General features: G+C 40.1%; 18 protein-coding genes, 1 pseudogene and 1 riboswitch. Of the genes and pseudogenes, 13 read left to right on the forward strand and 6 right to left on the reverse strand.

The genetic code is table 11. The features are described 5' to 3' along the window. Positions 1-46: 46 nt before the first annotated feature. The 4 genes from MHH33_RS06010 to MHH33_RS06025 are packed head-to-tail and all read left to right on the forward strand — an operon-like array spanning position 47 to position 2,194. Positions 47-559, forward strand: a complete 513-nt coding sequence (locus MHH33_RS06010; protein ID WP_342543201.1) for an NUDIX domain-containing protein — start codon at positions 47-49, stop codon at positions 557-559. Beyond that, on the forward strand, positions 498-1,283 hold the full coding sequence (locus tag MHH33_RS06015) for a prolyl oligopeptidase family serine peptidase (protein WP_342543202.1): 786 nt from the start codon (positions 498-500) through the stop codon (positions 1,281-1,283). Before MHH33_RS06010 ends, MHH33_RS06015 begins: the two co-directional genes overlap by 62 nt. A gap of 3 nt (positions 1,284-1,286) precedes the next feature. Next, positions 1,287-1,736, forward strand: coding sequence for a hypothetical protein (locus MHH33_RS06020; RefSeq protein ID WP_342543203.1), 450 nt, complete (start codon positions 1,287-1,289; stop codon positions 1,734-1,736). A gap of 17 nt (positions 1,737-1,753) precedes the next feature. Beyond that, positions 1,754-2,194, forward strand: coding sequence for a hypothetical protein (locus MHH33_RS06025; protein WP_342543204.1), 441 nt, complete (start codon positions 1,754-1,756; stop codon positions 2,192-2,194). Positions 2,195-2,234: 40 nt separating this feature from the next. Here MHH33_RS06025 and pckA read toward each other — a convergent pair whose 3' ends face one another. After that, entirely contained in the window at positions 2,235-3,821 is a 1,587-nt protein-coding gene (gene pckA, locus MHH33_RS06030; protein WP_342543205.1) for a phosphoenolpyruvate carboxykinase (ATP), read from the reverse strand. 197 nt (positions 3,822-4,018) lie between these two features. Beyond that, a riboswitch (SAM riboswitch) is annotated at positions 4,019-4,142 on the forward strand. A 199-nt stretch (positions 4,143-4,341) separates the two neighbouring features. On the opposite strand from pckA, the gene metK reads away from it, so the two are divergent. Next, positions 4,342-5,538, forward strand: coding sequence for a methionine adenosyltransferase (gene metK / locus MHH33_RS06035; protein ID WP_016426552.1), 1,197 nt, complete (start codon positions 4,342-4,344; stop codon positions 5,536-5,538). A gap of 153 nt (positions 5,539-5,691) precedes the next feature. Here the strand turns inward: metK and MHH33_RS06040 are convergent, their stop codons facing one another. Further along, on the reverse strand, positions 5,692-6,210 hold the full coding sequence (locus tag MHH33_RS06040) for a gamma carbonic anhydrase family protein (protein ID WP_342543206.1): 519 nt from the start codon (positions 6,208-6,210) through the stop codon (positions 5,692-5,694). 104 nt (positions 6,211-6,314) lie between these two features. Between MHH33_RS06040 and MHH33_RS06045 the strand changes: the two genes are divergently transcribed. The 4 genes and pseudogenes from MHH33_RS06045 to MHH33_RS06060 all read left to right on the forward strand — a co-directional run bounded on the left by MHH33_RS06045 (position 6,315) and on the right by MHH33_RS06060 (position 10,976). Further along, entirely contained in the window at positions 6,315-7,115 is an 801-nt protein-coding gene (locus MHH33_RS06045; RefSeq protein WP_342543207.1) for an alpha/beta hydrolase, read from the forward strand. Between the two features lie 385 nt (positions 7,116-7,500). Then, positions 7,501-8,973, forward strand: coding sequence for an alanine/glycine:cation symporter family protein (locus tag MHH33_RS06050; RefSeq protein ID WP_342543208.1), 1,473 nt, complete (start codon positions 7,501-7,503; stop codon positions 8,971-8,973). Positions 8,974-9,105: 132 nt separating this feature from the next. Then, positions 9,106-9,335: pseudogene (locus MHH33_RS06055) on the forward strand (NAD-dependent malic enzyme); the annotation flags it as partial. 72 nt (positions 9,336-9,407) lie between these two features. After that, on the forward strand, positions 9,408-10,976 hold the full coding sequence (locus MHH33_RS06060; RefSeq protein ID WP_342543209.1) for an amidohydrolase: 1,569 nt from the start codon (positions 9,408-9,410) through the stop codon (positions 10,974-10,976). A gap of 63 nt (positions 10,977-11,039) precedes the next feature. Here the strand turns inward: MHH33_RS06060 and MHH33_RS06065 are convergent, their stop codons facing one another. From MHH33_RS06065 to MHH33_RS06080, 4 genes are all read right to left on the reverse strand, one after another. After that, the gene (locus MHH33_RS06065; protein WP_081637767.1) at positions 11,040-11,576 is read right to left on the reverse strand and encodes an isoprenylcysteine carboxylmethyltransferase family protein; all 537 of its coding nucleotides are present in this window, start codon (positions 11,574-11,576) and stop codon (positions 11,040-11,042) included. Further along, a complete protein-coding gene (locus tag MHH33_RS06070) occupies positions 11,567-12,646 on the reverse strand; it encodes a 3-oxoacyl-[acyl-carrier-protein] synthase III C-terminal domain-containing protein (RefSeq protein WP_342543210.1) in 1,080 nt (359 codons plus the stop codon). The genes MHH33_RS06065 and MHH33_RS06070 overlap by 10 nt, the downstream gene beginning before the upstream one ends. A 97-nt stretch (positions 12,647-12,743) precedes the next feature. After that, positions 12,744-13,310 (reverse strand): class I SAM-dependent methyltransferase, encoded by a 567-nt coding sequence (locus MHH33_RS06075; protein ID WP_342543211.1) that lies wholly within the window; start codon positions 13,308-13,310, stop codon positions 12,744-12,746. Next, entirely contained in the window at positions 13,307-14,257 is a 951-nt protein-coding gene (locus MHH33_RS06080) for a TIGR01212 family radical SAM protein (RefSeq protein ID WP_342543212.1), read from the reverse strand. Before MHH33_RS06080 ends, MHH33_RS06075 begins: the two co-directional genes overlap by 4 nt. 157 nt (positions 14,258-14,414) lie before the next feature. On the opposite strand from MHH33_RS06080, the gene MHH33_RS06085 reads away from it, so the two are divergent. From MHH33_RS06085 to MHH33_RS06100, 4 genes are all read left to right on the forward strand, one after another. Continuing rightward, entirely contained in the window at positions 14,415-15,605 is a 1,191-nt protein-coding gene (locus MHH33_RS06085; protein WP_342543213.1) for an MFS transporter, read from the forward strand. A gap of 256 nt (positions 15,606-15,861) precedes the next feature. Further along, positions 15,862-17,205: a sigma 54-interacting transcriptional regulator gene (locus MHH33_RS06090; RefSeq protein WP_342543214.1), complete on the forward strand. Its 1,344-nt coding sequence runs from the start codon at positions 15,862-15,864 to the stop codon at positions 17,203-17,205. 234 nt (positions 17,206-17,439) lie between these two features. Further along, positions 17,440-18,129: a CoA transferase subunit A gene (locus MHH33_RS06095; RefSeq protein WP_342543215.1), complete on the forward strand. Its 690-nt coding sequence runs from the start codon at positions 17,440-17,442 to the stop codon at positions 18,127-18,129. Positions 18,130-18,149: 20 nt separating this feature from the next. Further along, complete coding sequence (locus MHH33_RS06100) at positions 18,150-18,812, forward strand: 3-oxoacid CoA-transferase subunit B (RefSeq protein WP_342543216.1); 663 nt, start codon at positions 18,150-18,152, stop codon at positions 18,810-18,812. The last annotated feature ends 33 nt before the right edge of the window (positions 18,813-18,845 follow it).

Below are 18,845 nucleotides of genomic sequence, written 5' to 3' on the forward strand. Positions count from 1 at the left end.
TGCTGTGCATGCCTTCGCTACACTATTTGAAAGGAGTGTAGCAGGCATGTTTTCTTTTGTAGATCAGCATGGGTTAAAAGTTACGTTATCATTTGAACCAAATGCCTTTTTAATTCCTACCACACATGTACTCGTGCTAGCGAACAGGCAGAACCAGTGGTTGCTCACAAAACATCCACAAAGAGGGATTGAATTTCCCGGTGGAAAAGTAGAATCAGGCGAGACGTTAGAACAAGCAGCAAAACGGGAAGTATTTGAAGAAACAGGCGCACAACTTTCAAATTTAATATGGTTTGCAGAATATATGGTGCATGAGCGTAAGCCTTTTTGTAAGGCGGTTTTCCGTGCAACAGTTGATTCAATTGAAAACAATAGTGAACGATTTGAGACTGAGGGCCCTGTATGGATGACGCTACAGGAGTTTTTCAAATCAACTAATCTTAGTTTTCATATGACAGATGACGGAATGAGAAAAATGTTGGAACAGGTGATGTTAGATGAAAGTAGACGGAACAATTGTACACAGACTTCCGTATCCAAGTCCAAATCCACTAGTTAAATTAACGGAAATTGTCTATTGGTCATGTGGATTCAGGGTAAAAGGGTTACTCGCGGAGCCACGCAAAGAAGGCAAGTATGAGGGAATCCTCTATTTACGTGGAGGTATTCAAAACATTGGTATGGTTCGATCTGCTCGAATTGCTCAGTTTGCCACACAAGGATTCGTGGTGTTTGCCCCTTATTATCGTGGGAACAGAGGCGGCGAAGGTAGAGATGAATTTGCTGGGGAAGATCGGTTTGACGCTACCAATGGAGTAGAAGTATTAAGACAGTTTATTTCAGTGAACCGTATTCATTTGTTTGCATTTTCTCGTGGAGGAATTATGGCTTTATGGACGGCTGTTCTGCGTTCAGATATTACATCGGTTGTCACCTGGTCAGGTGTGTCAGACATGGTTCTCACCTATGAGGAACGTGAAGACATGCGTAGAATGATGAAGCGGGTGATTGGTGGTAATCCTACGAATGTACCTGAGGCATATGAACTTCGTCAACCACTCAAACATGTCAGTGCTATTGATGCCAAAATTCTAATTATCCATGGACGAAAAGATGGGAATGTCGGAATTGAACATGCCTTACGTCTCGAAAGAGCACTCATTGATGGAAATAAAAATTTTGAGACTTGGTATTTTAAAGATTACACACATTATTTCCCTTCGAAAACCAATAGACAAACTGTCAGAGATTTAACGGACTGGATGAAACGACAAGGGGATTAATATATGAAACATATCCGAATTCATTTAAAGACTATCAGTACTGCTAACAAAACCTCGGTCCCTAATGATACGTCATATTGGAAAAAGCTTTGGGATACGTATACGCGTGAATATGCTTCAGTGGAAATTCAGTGTTGGCAGGAAGAAGTGCATGATATTGAGGAATTGACCAAACTCTCTGCACATTCTGTGAAACAAGGACTTGTAAAATCGTTTACAATTACATTGAACGAAAAAAACTGTAACTATTTACGTAATCATTCAATTGATGCAGATGGCGGTTTAAAATGGTTCACTATATTCTTTTATAAAGAAGATATTCAAATGCTTGAGATAGCACAATATGGTTCAGAAATTGTATTATATGGAGTAAATGAGAAAGAAGCGGAAGAATTTGAAGCGCTATTCCCTGAAATCGAGAACGCGGAATACTTCAAAGAACACCTCATGTAAGCAGAGGAGGGTGAGGCATGGGCAATTTACATATAATATACGACTCTTTATTACTAACCAGTGAAACCAACAAGCTTAGGAAGAGTATTAGCTATTGGTTTCCGTTAATGAATGAGGTACTTCCAGTGTTTACAGAAGTCGAAGTACATTGTCATGAAGATGAAAAAGAAGCAATTCTTAAGATTAAACCTTTCGCTCATACCATTCGATATGGAAGTGGATTGGTCATTTTTACAATGCCTCTAAATCAGAAGCTAAAAGACTTGCTACTGTATGGGGTAAATGAAGGGCATACAAGAATTCCCTGGTATACATTAGTATTCAAGAGAAATGGTGCACATATTTGTACTGTTAAACATCACGGATCTGAATTGTTTTTCTACCAGATAACGAAAGAGGATGCTAAAGAGATAGAATCTTACTTTCCCGAAGAGACAGTTTTTGAATATACGGAGTAAAAAAATGGCCTGCACATGAAGTGCAAGCCATTTTTGTATTCTAGATAATTGGACCGCCTTTAGAAATAATGTCTTCAGACACTGATCCAAATTTATTGAAGTTCTCACGGAATCGATTAGCCAATTCTTGTGCTTTTTTATCGTATGCTGCTGGATCCGCCCATGCATCGCGTGGGTTTAATACGTCAGAAGGTACGCCAGGTACTTCTTTAGGAATAGCTAAACCGAATGCTGAACCTTTATCCATTTCAACATTATCTAATTTGCCTTCCAATGCAGCACGAACCATCGCACGTGTATAAGAAAGTTTCATACGGCTACCAACGCCATATTCGCCGCCTGTCCAGCCAGTATTTACAAGGAAGACTTGTGCATCATGCTCATCGATTTTCTTCCCTAACATTTCTGCATATACAGTTGCAGGAAGGGGAAGGAATGGAGAACCGAAACAAGTTGAGAATGTTGCTTGTGGAGATGTAATTCCACGTTCTGTACCAGCAAGCTTCGATGTAAATCCGCTTAAGAAGTGATACATCGCTTGTTCTTTCGTCAACTTACTGATTGGAGGTAATACCCCAAACGCATCAGCAGTTAAGAAAATGATGGTTTTTGGATGACCCGCTACAGAAGGATCAACAATATTGTCGATTGCTTGTAATGGGTAAGCAGCACGCGTATTTTCAGTTAACGAAATATTTTCGTAGTCGGGTATACGCGTTTCTGGATCCAATACTACGTTTTCCAATACAGAACCAAAACGGATTGCATCGAAAATTTGTGGTTCATTTTCACGTGTTAAGTTAATTGCTTTTGCATAACAGCCGCCTTCAATATTGAATACGCCGTTATCTGACCAGCCATGCTCATCATCACCGATTAATTTACGATCTGCATCAGCAGATAATGTTGTCTTTCCTGTTCCGGACAATCCGAAGAACAAAGCAACATCGCCTTTTTCACCAACGTTTGCAGAACAGTGCATCGGTAGGATGCCTTGCTCAGGAAGCAAGTAGTTCATAATGGAGAAAATTGATTTTTTCATTTCACCGGCATACTCAGTACCACCGATTAAAATGATGCGTTTTTCCATTGACACAATGATAAACGTTTCCGAACCTGTACCATCGATTGCAGGATCTGCTTTGAAAGTCGGAGCATAAACGATTGTGAATTGTGCTTCATGCGATGCCAACTCATCTTTAGACGGACGAATGAATAATTGGTGTGCAAAAAGGTTATGCCAAGCATATTCATTAATTACTTGCAATGAAAGGCGAGATTCTTTATCCGCACCGGCAAAGCCATTAAAGACAAATAACTCTTCTTTTGTTTTTAAATAGTTCACAACTTTTTTATATAAAGAGTTGAAAATTTCAGATGATATTGGTTGGTTTACTGAGCCCCAATCAATCTTGTCTTTAGAGCTATCTTCCACAACAACATATTTGTCTTTAGGAGAACGTCCTGTATATTTTCCTGTCACTACTTTTACAGCTCCAGTTGGTGTTAAGACAGCTTCTCCACGTAATGTTGCTTTCTCCACAAGTTGTGGGACTGAAAGTTGCACATGCACGTTTTGGCCATTTAACAAGTCGTTCAGCTCGTTCATCGTGTTCACTGAATTCATGTATATGTACCTTCCTTTATCGTATATTACCCTTATATCGGGTTAACCTTGATTCGAAAATTAGTATAACACATTACGCTTAATAATCTACACTAATAGCCTAATTAATTTTATCTGATTTTCGAACATTTATATAGAACGAAAAAAATATTTGACAAGGCTTCATTAGTTTATTATGATGTAAAACTGAACGGATACTCTTATCCCGAGCTGGTGGAGGGGTCAGGCCCTATGAAACCCGGCAACCTGCAGTTATGAACCAAGTAGTAATTGGCAAAGGTGCTGAACCTGAAGCAAGGTGTATTCCTTGGATGATAAGAGTGAAAGGTGCCTATTAACGAATGCCTTTCCTCATGTTTTTACGTGAGAGAGGGTTTTTTTTATGACATCTCCCTTTATCCTCGTGTGCAGAAGCCCGAAAAGGCGGAAGGTTTTATTCTAATGAATAAGCTGGACATGGGAAATGAGTACCGTTTGAATTTTCCGAGAGCAATCTCGAAGGATATAGGAGGAATATTAAATGACAACTCGTCGTCTATTTACATCAGAATCAGTAACAGAAGGGCATCCGGATAAGATTTGTGATCAAATCTCAGACGCAATTTTAGATGCTATATTAACAGAAGACCCGAACGCACGTGTCGCTTGTGAAACAACTGTAACAACAGGTTTAGTGCTTGTTGCTGGAGAAATCACAACATCTGCTTATGTGGATATTCAAAAAGTTGTACGTGAAACAGTTCGTGAAATTGGCTACACTCGTGCAAAATATGGTTTTGACTCAGAGACTTCTGCAGTATTGACCGCAATCGATGAGCAATCTGCCGACATCGCAATGGGCGTTGACAGAGCACTAGAAGCACGTGAAGGTTCGATGACAGATTCAGACATCGAAGCAATCGGTGCAGGTGACCAAGGTTTAATGTTCGGTTTTGCTTGTAATGAAACACCGGAATTAATGCCTCTTCCAATTAGTATGGCTCATAAGTTAGCTCGTCGTTTAGCATTAGTTCGTAAAGAAGAAATTCTTCCATACTTACGTCCAGATGGCAAAACACAAGTAACTGTAGAATATGATGAAAACAATAAACCGTTGCGCATTGACACAATCGTTATTTCTACTCAACATCACCCAGAAGTAACTCTTGAGCAAATTCAACGCAACTTGAAAGAACATGTCATCAATCCTGTCGTTCCGGCAGAATTAATTGACGAAAATACAAAATACTTCATTAATCCAACTGGTCGCTTCGTAATTGGTGGACCACAAGGGGATGCTGGTTTAACTGGTCGCAAAATTATCGTTGATACTTACGGTGGATACGCTCGTCACGGTGGCGGCGCATTCTCTGGTAAAGATGCGACAAAAGTTGACCGTTCAGCAGCATATGCAGCACGTTATGTAGCGAAAAACATCGTAGCAGCAGGACTTGCTGACCGTTGCGAAGTTCAACTTGCATATGCAATCGGTGTTGCACAACCAGTATCAATTGCAATCGATACTTTTGGTACAGGCACTGTAGAAGAATCGAAACTTGTTGAAATTGTTCGCGATTCATTCGACCTTCGCCCAGCTGGAATCATCAAAATGTTAGATCTACGTCGTCCGATTTACAAGCAGACAGCTGCTTATGGACACTTCGGTCGCACAGACTTGGATGTACCATGGGAGAAAACAGACAGAGCGGCTACTTTGAAAGAAAAAGCAGGCGTTTAAGATTGAGAAGCCATTCTGGGTATGCCCTAGAATGGCTTTTTTATTGGAAATTAGTGGGCGAAAGGGAACAAATCAATTTGAACGGGAATAAATTTAAGAATGCTTCAACATATTAAAAGGACCGGGCTCTATCACCCGGTCCTTACTATCCGTTTACTTTTGTTGTTGCATTTCCTTATAAATCTGTCCTTTTTCAGCATATTCTCTCACAATACGTTCCATATCTAGTTTGTCTTCAGCATTCAACTCCCGAACCACTTTTGCCGGACGTCCCAATGCAAGCATACCTGGGGGAATTACTTTACCGGGTGGAACCAAGCTACCTGCCCCGATAAATGCACCTTCACCAATCTCTGCGCCATCCAGGACAATGGAACCCATGCCAATTAAGGCGCCTTTTCGTACGGTACAGCTATGTAGAGTTACTTGGTGACCGATGGTGACTTCATCTTCCAAAATTAATGGAGCGGCAGGGCTTTGATGAAGGCAACACAAATCTTGAATATTAACTTTGCGGCCGATTCGAGTCGCATTGACATCACCACGAATAATGGTATTAAACCAAATAGTGGACTCTGGACCGATTGTCACGTCACCACTTATTGTGACATAATCAGCAATATAAACAGATGGGTCAATCATGGGTGTTTTATCTTTAAAAGGGTAAATCATTCAAAAAACCTCGTTTCTTCTTGCCATATGGTTTCATTATACAAAAAAAGAGGAACTAAAAAAGGATGACTTCGTCGAATAAAGAAATAGAAGGAGCGATGATTATGTGGAAATGGGAAGCTGATGGCCAGGCAAAAGCAGTCATCGCCATCGTACACAGCGCGTATGAACATCACCGTCGGTACGCCTGGTTAATAGAAGAATTTAGAAGTTCAGGATTTCATGTTGTAATGGGGGATCTACCTGGGCACGGAGAATCGGCTCTCAATAAACAAGCACATGACGAAGATTTTCAATCCTATGGCACTTTTATCAATCACTTGATTGACGCTTCGCTTACATATAACTTACCTGTTTTTATTATGGGTCACGGGCTAGGTGCAACTTTAGTCATGCAGATGCTTCAGGAAAAATCAATTGAATGTGCTGGAATAATTCTGACATCTCCTTGGATGCATTTACATATTCATGCATCGAAACTTTCCAGTGCTTTAGCCAACATGGGGAAGCTTGCTGAAAACGTCAAGAGTACTCATGAAATAACCATTAAAAAACTGACAAGAAATTATGATGTTTATACGCAAGATAAAGACGATGATCTATATAACACGACCATTACTTTGAAGTGGTACAGGGAGTTGCAGCATTTGATGAAAGCAACAACTGCCAAACAAGAAAGCATTCAAAATGTTCCTATTTTGATGATGACTGCAGAGTGGGATAAAATTGCCGATCCGACATTCGCAAAGAATTGGCTGCAAAAACAACAACTTTCTGAAATACAATATAAAGAGTGGAAAAATTGTTTTCATGATCTGTTCCAAGAGCCAGAACGAGAAGATGTGTTTTATTACACGAAGACGTTCGTGAATAATGTGTTGCGTTCACTCGGATATGTGGTTTAAGTCAAATAAAAGCCTTTCTAATGAAAAATTAGAAAGGCTTTTACTATGGATTTGTTTATGACTTCATTTATGAATTATGCTGATTTACAAGGATTTATAAATTATTCTGACATGAAAATTAGCCGCCTGTAAAAAAGGGAAGCAATAGATTCAAAATTTCAAAACCTGAACATTTTCCAATATGATAATTCTATTTTAATAAAAATATTCCTCTATTGTTTTTTAGACCTTGGAAACTTGGATTTATGTACGCTAGGGCTTGCAAAAGTCGAAGTTAGCATAATGAAAATCTAGAAGTATATAAAATCTTTCATTGTACTAACATCATTTTTGTAATACAGTGAATAATGTGACAATATTATGAACAAACAAAGGGGGAAATTGGATGGAAGAGTTTATTGGGCAAATAAATAACTTTTTATGGGGACCTTGGATGATTTATGGCTGTTTGGCTATCGGTCTATTATTTTCAATCCTTACTCGTTTCTTGCAAGTTCGACTGATCAAGGATATGGTTGTTCAAATGTTCAAAGGTGAAAAATCGGATGCCGGGGTATCTTCATTCCAAGCATTATCGATTGCATTATCAGGTCGTGTTGGAACCGGAAATATTGCAGGGGTTGCTACGGCGATTGCATTTGGTGGTCCAGGGGCTGTATTCTGGATGTGGGCAATTGCGTTTATCGGGGCGTCTTCAGCGTTTGTCGAATCAACTTTGGCCCAAATTTATAAAGTGAAAGACCAAGGACAATACCGTGGTGGTCCTGCTTATTACATAGAAAAAGGAATCGGCTCGAAGTGGTATGCAGTTATTTTTGCACTCGCAACATTACTGGCTATGTCCATTTTGATGCCAGGCATTCAATCGAACTCCATTGCCATAGGGATGGAAAATGCATTTGACATGCCTCGATGGGTTACTGGAGCTATAATTGTTGTCATTCTAGGCGGCATTATTCTCGGCGGAGTAAAACGTATTGCAAACGTAGCTCAATTTGTCGTACCTTTCATGGCGCTAGCATACATTCTAATGGCAATTATCATTATTGGAATGAACATTACTGAAGTGCCAAGTGTTCTTAGATTGATCTTTTCAAGTGCTTTCAGCTTTGACTCGACTTTCGGTGGGATAATTGGTGCTGCAATTGCATGGGGCGTCAAACGTGGAGTCTATTCAAATGAAGCTGGTCAAGGTACTGGACCTCACGCAGCAGCTGCGGCAGAAGTTTCTCATCCGGTGAAACAAGGTCTAGTTCAGGCATTCTCAGTGTACATTGATACATTGTTGGTGTGTTCAGCAACTGCTTTCATGATTTTATTCACAGGGATGTACAATGTTCAATTGGATGACGGCGAAGGCGAATTTGTTGTTGAAAACCTTCCAGGAGTCGATGCTGGAGCTGGCTACACGCAAGCAGCAATTGATTATGCAATGCCGGGAGCAGGTATTGGAGCTGGATTTGTTGCAATTGCGTTGTTCTTCTTTGCATTCACGACAATTATGGCTTACTACTATATGGCAGAAACCAATGTTGCTTATCTACTGAAAGGCAATGCTGAAAAAATAGGTATTTTTGTTTTGAAAATTGTCATTTTAATAACAGCGTTCTATGGAACGATAAATGAAGCTAAATTAGCATGGGCACTAGGCGATGTAGGGTTAGGTTTAATGTGTTGGTTGAATTTAATTGCAATTCTCATCATAGCTAAGCCCGCTCTTCTTGCTCTTAAAGATTATGAAGCTCAGAAAAAAGAAGGCAAAGATCCAGTATTTGATCCGAGAAACTTAGGCATTAAAAATGCTGATTTCTGGGTTGAATATAATGACAACTTAAAAAATGAGAACCTGAAGAAATAACAATGTATCGCCTAACTCCTGTTGGGCGATTTTGTTCTTTAAGATAAAGAAAAAGAGATTATCTGCGGACTATACATTTTGATTTCCGAACATACTTGGGAATTTAATATAATGGACGAATGACTTTTTCTTAAGGATGCCTTGGCTGCAGGTGCTGCTATTGCAGCGGATGGAAGATCGGTAAATAATGCATAAGGATTCCCAGGGATATTTCGTGGTGCTTTGAATGCAGGCGTGAGTGGCATCAGTTACCCGATGCTAGTCATACAAAACCAGGGGATTTAATATCAAATCCATTAGATCCGAGTGTGCATACAGTTGTAGCAAGAGCTGTTGAACAAGCCGTACAGGAACAAAAATAAGTAATAACCGTTTCATTCCATTGTGAATGAGACGGTATTTGTTTTATGATTATACAAAGTGGAGGTGCCATCATGACAAAAATCTGTTTTCATCATGCAACATTTTATACGATGAAAGATTCACAACATACTATTGATGCAGTTTTGGTCGAGAACGGCAAAATTATCAATACCGGTTTATATGAAGATATGAAAAAGTATGCAGATCAATGTATCGATCTTGAGGGGGCATTTGTCTATCCTGGATTTGTGGACAGCCATATACATATGATTGGTCATGGTGATAAATTGCGTCATATTGATTTATCTAAATATATGTCTCCAAATGAAATGACGGCAGATTTGAAAAATCTTCTGATCAATCATCCAGAGGGAGAATGGTTCCTTGCTGAAGGATGGAATGAAAATAATTTTGACAACAAAAAAATACTTACCCGCTACGAACTGGATGAGCTTTCTACTTCACCGATTGTATTAAAGCGAATTTGTAGACATGCTATGATTGTGAATTCAGTTGCACTTAAGCTGGCGGGAATTACAAAAGATACTCCCGACCCGGAAGATGGTGTCATAGTCAGAGACGATGAAGGCGAGCCAACTGGATATTTATTGGACGGGGCTATGGCTTTTGTAGAAAAACATATACCTGAAGTGTCTGTTACACAATTGATTATTTCTTTAGAAACGGCTTTGACCGATTTGTTATCGCGAGGTTTTACAGGCGTTCATACAGAGGATATGAGTTATTACGGTGATTACAACCGACCGTTGCAAGCGTTTAAAACAGTCATCGGAAATGACCGCAAATTCCGTGTGAATTTACTTCGCCATCATACAGTCTTTGAAGAGATGATGCATGAAGCAACATATGATCAACCGTGGATTGAACCAGGCGCAATGAAGATATTTATTGATGGTTCCCTTGGAGGGCGAACTGCCTTGCTGAGTGAGCCATATGCCGACGACATGTCAACTTCAGGTGTTTCAATTCATACTCAAGAAGAATTGAATGCCCTCGTGGCAAGAGCTCGTTCTTATGGTGAAGCAGTAGCTGTGCATGCAATTGGTGATATGGGGATGGAAATGATTGTATCCGCTATAGAAAAACATCCTGTCCGAGAAGGGAAACGAGATCGTTTAATTCATGCGAATGTATTACGCGAGGATTTAGTAGACCGTATGGAGAAACTCGATATTGTACTCGATATACAACCAAGTTTTGTTACATCGGACTTTCCGTGGGTTAAAGAGAGGTTGGGAGAAACTCGACTTGACTGGGCGTATGCTTGGAAAAAGCTATTGGACCGCGGAATTACATGTAGCGGAGGTTCAGATTCTCCAATAGAAGAAGTGGATCCACGACTCGGTTTATATGCAGCCATTGCAAGGAAGAGCCCTGGAGACACACATGACGGGTATCAACCACAGGAAAAACTCAGTCGATACGACGCGATTGCCCTATATACGATTGGCAGTGCAATGGCTATTGGCAAGGAACATGAAAGAGGCTACATTAAGAAGAACTTTGACGCGGATTTTACCGTCTTTGATCGAGATTTATTTGACGGATCAGATGAACAAGTTCTGGAAGCAAAAGTCGTGAAAACAATCATCGCCGGAGAGATTGTGTTTGAAAAATAAATTAAAAAAGTAAAAGGCTGACTACTTATTAGGGTCAGCCTTTTTGCGTAGGGAAATCGTATATTAGAAGACTTCTTTGTAATTCGTAACTTCCCGTAAAGCTGCTTCTTCCATCGGGATGCGCACACACAAAATAATTAAATTTAATAAAGCAAATATCAGTGCTGTAAAGTAAGCCCCAAACATTAAGGGAATCACTAAAATTTCCAATGAAACGACGACATAATTTGGGTGTCTTAAGAAGCGGAAGGGTCCTTTTTTAACGACATGCGCACCAGGTAAGACAAGGATTTTTGTGTTCCAGAACCTTCCAAGTGACGCGATTACCCATACTCGCATGATTTGCAGACCTACAAAAATTATAAATAGCACAGGCCAAAGAGAGGGGAGTTCGCGCTCGAACATCAAAAATTCAACAATTAGACTAAGGAAAAAGCCAACATGTATGCCTACCATGTAAGGATAGTGCCTCGCACCGACTTCGTATCCTCCTTGACCACGAATCCATCGCTCATTATTGCGTGCGACAAAGAGCTCAACTATTCTTTGCACAATAACAAATCCCACTATACTGGAGAAAATAATTGTTTCTATTGCCATTCCAGCAACACCAATTCTCCACTGAATCCAGGTCCAAGTGCCGCCAACAAACCTTTTTCTCCTGGAGAACAATCCATCTTCATGAAAGCTTCCAATACATAAAGAACGGTGGGCGAAGACATATTCCCGTGTTTTCTTAAAATTTCCCTTGAAATATCAGTTTTGGATGAGTCAAACCCAAGCGATTTTTCGTATGCAGTCAGCACTTTCTTGCCACCAGGATGGGCAATAAAATGGTCAAGCTGTTTAGAAGTCAAGTGGTGTTCTGCCAAAAATTCTGTAACGAATGGCTCGAGCCACTTTTCAATAATGGAAGGAATGCTTTTGGAAAAGACGACATGCAATCCATCGTTTTTCATATCCCATCCCATCACATTTTCGGAATTGGCCATTGTTTTTGAAGATGTGGCGACAAATGTGGGACAAGGTTTCTTGGATTGAATGGCTGCGTCGTCTCCGCAAATCAATGCACAAGCTACTCCATCTGCAAATAAAGATGCCCCAATTAAATTGCTCTTTGAGTAGTCATTTGGCTGAAATGTTAAGCTGCATAATTCCACACATAGCACGAGTACTTTCGCTTTCGGATAAGCAAGACAATAGTCAAATGCGCGACTTAATCCTGATGCACCGCCTGCACACCCCAGTCCCCAAATCGGGATGCGTTTGACATAGTCAGAGAATGGAAGTTGATTTAAAATTCGCGCCTCGATACTCGGTGTCGAAAAACCGGTACTAGAAATAAATAAAATACCGTCAATCTCGGAAGGATGAACGGACTCTTCCAAAAACTCACGGTTTTGCAGACAGGCATTAATAGCTAAAGCACCGTAGGAAGTGGCAAGTTCAATGTATAGTCGATTTCGTTCTTCCAAATCATGAGGATGTTCAAACCACTCCATTGGCACGCAAAATTGACGGGATTCAATTTCGCCATTTTCAAACACTTTGAGCATCCGTTCCAAATCTTCATAGTGATCGGTAAATAAATTTTTCAATAATGTCGAGGCTTCTTCTTGGGAATAGGAATATGGAGGAAGGAATGAACTGATGGATTGGATTTTTGGCATAGAAATCTCCTTAGGGAAAAATGATAACCCTAGTTTTTCCAATCCTCTTAAAATTATGCAAAAAACCTTAAGGAAAGCTAAATAGCTTACCTTAAGGTCATGTAAGATGCTTCATTTTCTCAATCGCCACAACAAACGGCGGATGATTTTGTTGATTGATAAATTCATATTTCAGTACATGGACAAATGATTGAGGTAATGTTTGTAAATACTCAAGCAAAGCGTCACGCTCCACATCGCCCCCCTCATGTCCATGGTATACGACCAACACAATGATTCCACCGACTTTTAATAAATCCAGACAACCAGTGATTGATTGAATGGTTGTATTCGGTTTTGTGATGATGGAATGGTCTGCACCTGGCAAATAGCCGAGGTTGAAAACGGCGGCAGATATTTCATTCGTTACATATTGGGTAATTTTCTCGTGACCATCTTGTATGACCGTAGCACATTCCTGCCATTCACCTAATCGTAATCGTGTTGCTTCAATTGCCTCTTCCTGAACATCGAAAGCATACACTTTTCCAGTCAGTCCAACCAGCTGTGCGAGAAAGAGGGTATCATGGCCATTCCCAGCGGTTGCGTCTACAACAGTATCTCCAGGAGAAACCGAGCTTTTTATTAATGTTTTCACATAGGGGAGAACCCTTTCGAGTTTCATTGTATGGTCACCTTCTCTGAGAAATGTTTGCCTTGCCAACTGTCCCGGTGAACAAGTTCAGCATCGATCGCATTCAATACAGACCATTTATTGACACTCCACATGGGCCCGATCATTAAATTAATCGGTCCATCTCCTGTAATACGATGAATTACCATTTCAGGTGGCAGTAGTTCAAGCTGATCGGCAACGAGTTGGACATATGCGTCCTGGTCCATAAACTCGACCATTCCTTTTTCGTATTGTTTGATCATAGGTGTTCCCTTCAGTAAATGAAGCAAATGGATTTTAATCCCTTGGACATCCAGTTTGGATACTTCACGGGCAGTTTCCATCATCATCTCTTTATCTTCAAGAGGCAGACCATTAATAATATGGGCACATACGTTAATGCCATGTTTGCGGAGTTTTTGAACTCCTTCGACATAACAAGCATAATCATGTGCACGATTGATTAACTTTGCTGTCCGTTCGTGAACGGTCTGAAGACCAAGTTCTACCCATAGATAGGTACGTTCGTTCAATTCAGCCAAATATTCCACGACATCATCTGGCAGACAATCGGGGCGTGTTGCTATCGATAAACCGATAACGCCTTCCTGTGCTAAAGCAGCTTCGAATTTTTCTTTTAATACAGGGAGCGGCGCATGTGTATTCGTGTAAGCCTGAAAATAAGCCATATATTTTCCGTCTTTCCATTTCTTATGCATCTTATTTTTCACTTCTTCAAATTGAACGTCAATCGAATCTACACGGTCACCGGCAAAATCTCCTGAGCCCGCCGCGCTGCAGAAAGTGCAACCTCCGAAGGCCACTGTTCCGTCCCTATTTGGACAATCAAATCCAGCGTCTAATGCTACTTTAAATACTTTGAAACCAAATTCGTTTCGTAAATGACGGTTCCAGGTGTAGTATCGCTTCCCGTCAGAAGGAAAAGGGAAAATCATTTATGCATCCACTCCTCTAAAAGGGTATTTTATCATGATTCTCTTAGAAAACCCATTCGCCCAAAAAGCAGAATACTTGTATTATTTGAGACATCTTGTTGGATTGCCCAAAAAAGACTACAATTATTTAGGATTTCGAAATAATGGAGGAATTGTCATGCCTAGAAGTGTATGGCTTTTAATAATAGGTATGCTCGTCAATGTCACGGGTAGCTCGTTTTTATGGCCCTTAAATACTATATATTTACATGAACATTTAGGAAAAAGTCTGTCAGTGGCAGGGTTGGTTTTAATGGCGAATGCAGGTGCAGGAATCTTCGGTAATTTACTCGGTGGTTATTTGTTTGACCGTATTGGTGGGTATAAATCCATCATGCTTGGAATTGTAATTACTATAATTGGTCTGATCGGGTTAACTCTATGGCACGGTTGGCCGCATTATGTGTGGTTCCTGACGATTATAGGATTCAGTGGAGGTATTGTCTTTCCAAGTATGTATGCGATGGTCGGAACTGCCTGGCCGGAAGGTGGGAGGAAAGCGTTCAATGCGATCTATCTTGCACAAAATTTGGGTGTAGCTATCGGTCCGGCAGTAGCGGGAATTATCGCGGATGCCAGTTTTGATTATATTTTCATTGCGAATTTAGGCATGTATCTTGTGTTCTTTTTCATTGCGTTTTTTGGCTATCGAAAGTTTAATATTTCGCCGAATATGCATACTTCCGTCATTAATGAAGGGAAAAAGATACGAAACAAATCACCGTTTTATGCCTTGCTTATCGTCACTAGCGGCTATTTAATATGTTGGCTAGTGTATGTGCAATGGCAGTCAACTATTGCTACGTATACTCAGGAGCTGGGTCTGACACTGAAGCATTACAGTTTGCTATGGACAATTAACGGCTTGCTCATTTTAGCTGCCCAGCCAATCATTCAACCGATTGTCAAAAGACTTGAACACCGTATAAAAGCTCAGCTGGTTTTAGGTATTGTCATCATGATGATTTCATTTATCGTCGTTGGATATGCACAAGTATTTTCGATGTTCGTAACAGCGATGGTGATATTGACCATTGGGGAGATGTTTGTGTGGCCCGCTGTGCCGACTTTAGCAAGTCAGCTGGCACCTAAGGGCAGGGAAGGGTTCTATCAGGGAATTGTTAACAGTACTGCGACTGTTGGAAGAATGCTGGGTCCTTTTGTAGGTGGAGTCCTGGTCGATCAGTATGGTATGACAGCTATGTTTTTAATCTTGACGTCATTTATGGCATTGGCTATCATCCCAAGCCTTTACTATGATCGTCCACTTAAAAAAGCAATGTTAAAGAATGCAGTAGATGTTGAATAAGAATTGAAAGAGTACATGTACTTTTCTGTTGCATGATGGCATGTGTAGTAAGAGTGCAAATTAGGAGGAAATTGGTTAGTTGCTCCAAAGAGAGTGCATTTACATCTATCATGAAATCTATGATAACAATAGGAAATTTAAATTTAACCTTAAGAAAAGAAAGTGAAGAGCCTACTTAGGCTCTTCGCTTTTTTGCATAATTGCGTATTCTTTGGGAAAATAGAATGGAACGAATCGCAAAGTTAGGGTGAGTAAAATGAAGTCAGTATTACAACAATTACCGGAGTCTGTTCTTGCACAAATATTGGAGAACGCATTTCAATGGTTTGTCGTGGTAGATAAAAATTCACGAATCCTTTATATCAACGAAGACTATTGCCGGTTTTTAGAGGTGCCACGAGATCAAGCCATCGGAAAACCTGTGGATGAAGTAATCGAAAATACAAAAATGCACGAAGTTATTAAATCCGGAATGGCACACCAAGCATCTCCTCATTACATAAAAGGGACATATATGCTGGCTAATCGCGTACCTTTAATAGTGGATGGAGAAATTGTCGGTGCTTTTGGAAGCGTTGTTTTTCGGGATATGAACGATTGGAAAAAGCTTAGTTCACACGTTAGGACTACCATGGACAAAATTAACATGACTTCGCATGAAGCACCGAACAAATTATATCGTCTTGAAGATATTAAAGGTAGTTCGAAAGCGATTCGTTCGATCAAAGAAACAATACAAATGATTGCCCCAAGTGATTTGTCCGTACTGATAGAAGGCGAAAGTGGGACGGGAAAAGAACTATTCGCTCAAAGTATCCATGAACGATCGGAGCGTGCCGAATTTCCCTTTGTGAAAATTAATTGTGCAGCAATCCCAGAGGATTTATTGGAATCGGAGATTTTTGGTGCCAATATAGAGCCCGAAAAGCATCATCGAAAAGGACGCTTTGAACTTGCCGATAATGGCACCTTGTTTCTTGATGAAATTGGTGCAATGCCACTGACCATTCAAGCGAAGCTATTACGCGCTATACAGGAAGGTGAAATTGAACCCATTGGCTCTAATATGACGAAACAGGTAAACGTTAGAATACTTGCAGCAACCAATCGTCCTTTGGAACATTTAATTGAACAAGGCAAATTCCGAGAAGATTTATATTATCGAATACAAGCCATTACGCTACGTATTCCCCCGTTACGTGAGCGAATGGAAGATTTCACAGAACTGGCTAATACCTTTCTGCAGCAATACATATTAAAGGCTGGTAAACGCAGACTTGTCCTGTCGAGCCGAACAAGAGAGTATTTACAAAACTACCATTGGCCCGGCAATGTTCGCGAATTGCAAAATGTCATTCAAGCGGCAGTTTATTTAGCCGAGCACGAGATAATAGAACCAACTGCATTACCGGAACAATTAAAACAAGTTCGAAAAAAACCCGTAACTCAGTTCGTCAACTTGCAGGATGCAATTGAAGATCTTGAAAAAATGATGATTCAACATGCATTGCAAGATGAAAAGGATAAAAGGATAATAGCCAAACAATTAGGACTGAGTCGTTCGACACTTTATGAAAAAATAAAAAAATATAACTTATGACCTAATTCCGAATAAACGGACGTAAATCCGAAAAATAGGACTACTAATTTCGACAAAATCTCTATTCATATTAAATAGACTTCTAAATAGTCCGAAATTTCGGACTTAAAGACGAGGGATTTCGACAATTAGTTGTCACAACTTCTATTGCGTGAAAATTCTGTATCTGTTTTAATAGCTATGAAAGCGCTTTTATACAATTAATTAAATGAATTCTTGTAAGGAGGAAAACACATGAAGCCAATCTATTCTTCTGCAGAAGAGGCTGTACAACAAATTCAAAATGGGGCGACATTAATGGTCGGTGGTTTTGGACTGGTTGGAATACCCGAAAAATTGATTCTTGCTCTTGTTGATAAAGGAGTAACCGATTTAACCGTTATCTCGAATAACTGTGGAATTGATGATTGGGGACTTGGTCTTTTATTGAAAAATAAACAAATAAAAAAGATGATCGGTTCATATGTTGGTGAAAACAAGGAATTTGAACGCCAAGTATTATCTGGCGAAATCGAAGTGGAGTTGACGCCACAAGGGACTTTAGCTGAAAAAATTCGTGCGGGCGGTGCTGGCATTCCTGCATTCTTTACTCCGGCAGGCGTTGGTACAACCATTGCTGAAGGAAAAGAAATTCGTGATTTTGACGGTAAGGAATATGTACTTGAAGAAGCATTGCGAGCTGACTTTGCACTTGTTCGTGCTGCGAAAGCTGATAAGTTTGGGAATCTTGTTTATAACAAAACAGCGCAAAACTTTAATCCGATGATGGCAGCTGCAGGGAAATTCACCATTGCAGAAGTGGAAGAAATTGTTGAAACAGGTGACTTGGATCCGAACACAGTTCAAACACCAAGCATCTATGTACAAGGACTACTGCAAGCATCACAGGAAAAACGGATTGAACGTTTAACGACTCGTTCATAAGACAGGAGGAGACAAACAGCATGGGAAAAGTAAATGTTAGGGATCGTATAGCTATTCGAGCTGAACAAGAAATTGAAGACGGAAACTACGTGAACTTAGGAATTGGGATGCCAACTTTGGTTGCAAACTATATTTCTCCTAACAAAACAGTAGTTTTACAATCTGAAAACGGATTACTAGGTATCGGACCGTATCCAACAGAAAATGAAGTTGATCCTGACTTGATTAACGCAGGAAAGGAAACGGTTACAACAATTCCAGGTTCTGCATTTTTCACAAGTGCTGAGTCGTTTGCCATGATTCGTGGTGGACATGTTGACGTTGCTATTTTAGGTGGTATGGAAGTTTCAGAGACTGGCGATTTAGCAAACTGGATGATTCCAGGCAAAATGATTAAAGGCATGGGCGGCGCAATGGATTTAGTTCATGGTGCCAAGAAAATCATCGTGATTATGGACCATGTTGCAAAAGATGGGTCAGCCAAAATCAAGAAACAATGTGATCTCCCGTTAACCGGTAAAGGCGTAGTAAATAAAATAATTACAGAACGTGCTTTGATTGAAGTAACACCAACTGGATTGGTTCTAAAAGAAGTTTTTGAAGGGTTCTCTGTTCAAGACGTCATTGATTCTACAGAAGCTTCTTTAAATGTGGATAATGTAAAAGAAAACGTCCAGTTCTAAAACGTCTTAATAAAATTTCGGGGGAAATTTATT

Origin of the sequence: Paenisporosarcina sp. FSL H8-0542 (genome assembly GCF_038632915.1) — a bacterium.
Taxonomy (GTDB): Bacteria; Bacillota; Bacilli; order Bacillales_A; family Planococcaceae; genus Paenisporosarcina.

Excerpts from the sequence above, each read along its gene's own strand:
- MHH33_RS06015 (WP_342543202.1), top strand. The coding sequence starts at position 498 with ATGAAAGTAGACGGAACAATTGTACACAGACTTCCGTATCCAAGTCCA.
- MHH33_RS06090 (WP_342543214.1), top strand. The coding sequence starts at position 15,862 with ATGAAGTCAGTATTACAACAATTACCGGAGTCTGTTCTTGCACAAATA.
- MHH33_RS06045 (WP_342543207.1), top strand. The coding sequence starts at position 6,315 with ATGTGGAAATGGGAAGCTGATGGCCAGGCAAAAGCAGTCATCGCCATC.
- MHH33_RS06040 (WP_342543206.1), bottom strand. The coding sequence starts at position 6,210 with ATGATTTACCCTTTTAAAGATAAAACACCCATGATTGACCCATCTGTT.
- MHH33_RS06060 (WP_342543209.1), top strand. The coding sequence starts at position 9,408 with ATGACAAAAATCTGTTTTCATCATGCAACATTTTATACGATGAAAGAT.
- MHH33_RS06025 (WP_342543204.1), top strand. The coding sequence starts at position 1,754 with ATGGGCAATTTACATATAATATACGACTCTTTATTACTAACCAGTGAA.
- MHH33_RS06050 (WP_342543208.1), top strand. The coding sequence starts at position 7,501 with ATGGAAGAGTTTATTGGGCAAATAAATAACTTTTTATGGGGACCTTGG.
- MHH33_RS06010 (WP_342543201.1), top strand. The coding sequence starts at position 47 with ATGTTTTCTTTTGTAGATCAGCATGGGTTAAAAGTTACGTTATCATTT.
- MHH33_RS06095 (WP_342543215.1), top strand. The coding sequence starts at position 17,440 with ATGAAGCCAATCTATTCTTCTGCAGAAGAGGCTGTACAACAAATTCAA.
- metK (WP_016426552.1), top strand. The coding sequence starts at position 4,342 with ATGACAACTCGTCGTCTATTTACATCAGAATCAGTAACAGAAGGGCAT.
- MHH33_RS06100 (WP_342543216.1), top strand. The coding sequence starts at position 18,150 with ATGGGAAAAGTAAATGTTAGGGATCGTATAGCTATTCGAGCTGAACAA.
- MHH33_RS06070 (WP_342543210.1), bottom strand. The coding sequence starts at position 12,646 with ATGCCAAAAATCCAATCCATCAGTTCATTCCTTCCTCCATATTCCTAT.
- MHH33_RS06085 (WP_342543213.1), top strand. The coding sequence starts at position 14,415 with ATGCCTAGAAGTGTATGGCTTTTAATAATAGGTATGCTCGTCAATGTC.
- MHH33_RS06065 (WP_081637767.1), bottom strand. The coding sequence starts at position 11,576 with ATGGCAATAGAAACAATTATTTTCTCCAGTATAGTGGGATTTGTTATT.
- MHH33_RS06080 (WP_342543212.1), bottom strand. The coding sequence starts at position 14,257 with ATGATTTTCCCTTTTCCTTCTGACGGGAAGCGATACTACACCTGGAAC.
- MHH33_RS06020 (WP_342543203.1), top strand. The coding sequence starts at position 1,287 with ATGAAACATATCCGAATTCATTTAAAGACTATCAGTACTGCTAACAAA.
- MHH33_RS06075 (WP_342543211.1), bottom strand. The coding sequence starts at position 13,310 with ATGAAACTCGAAAGGGTTCTCCCCTATGTGAAAACATTAATAAAAAGC.
- pckA (WP_342543205.1), bottom strand. The coding sequence starts at position 3,821 with ATGAATTCAGTGAACACGATGAACGAGCTGAACGACTTGTTAAATGGC.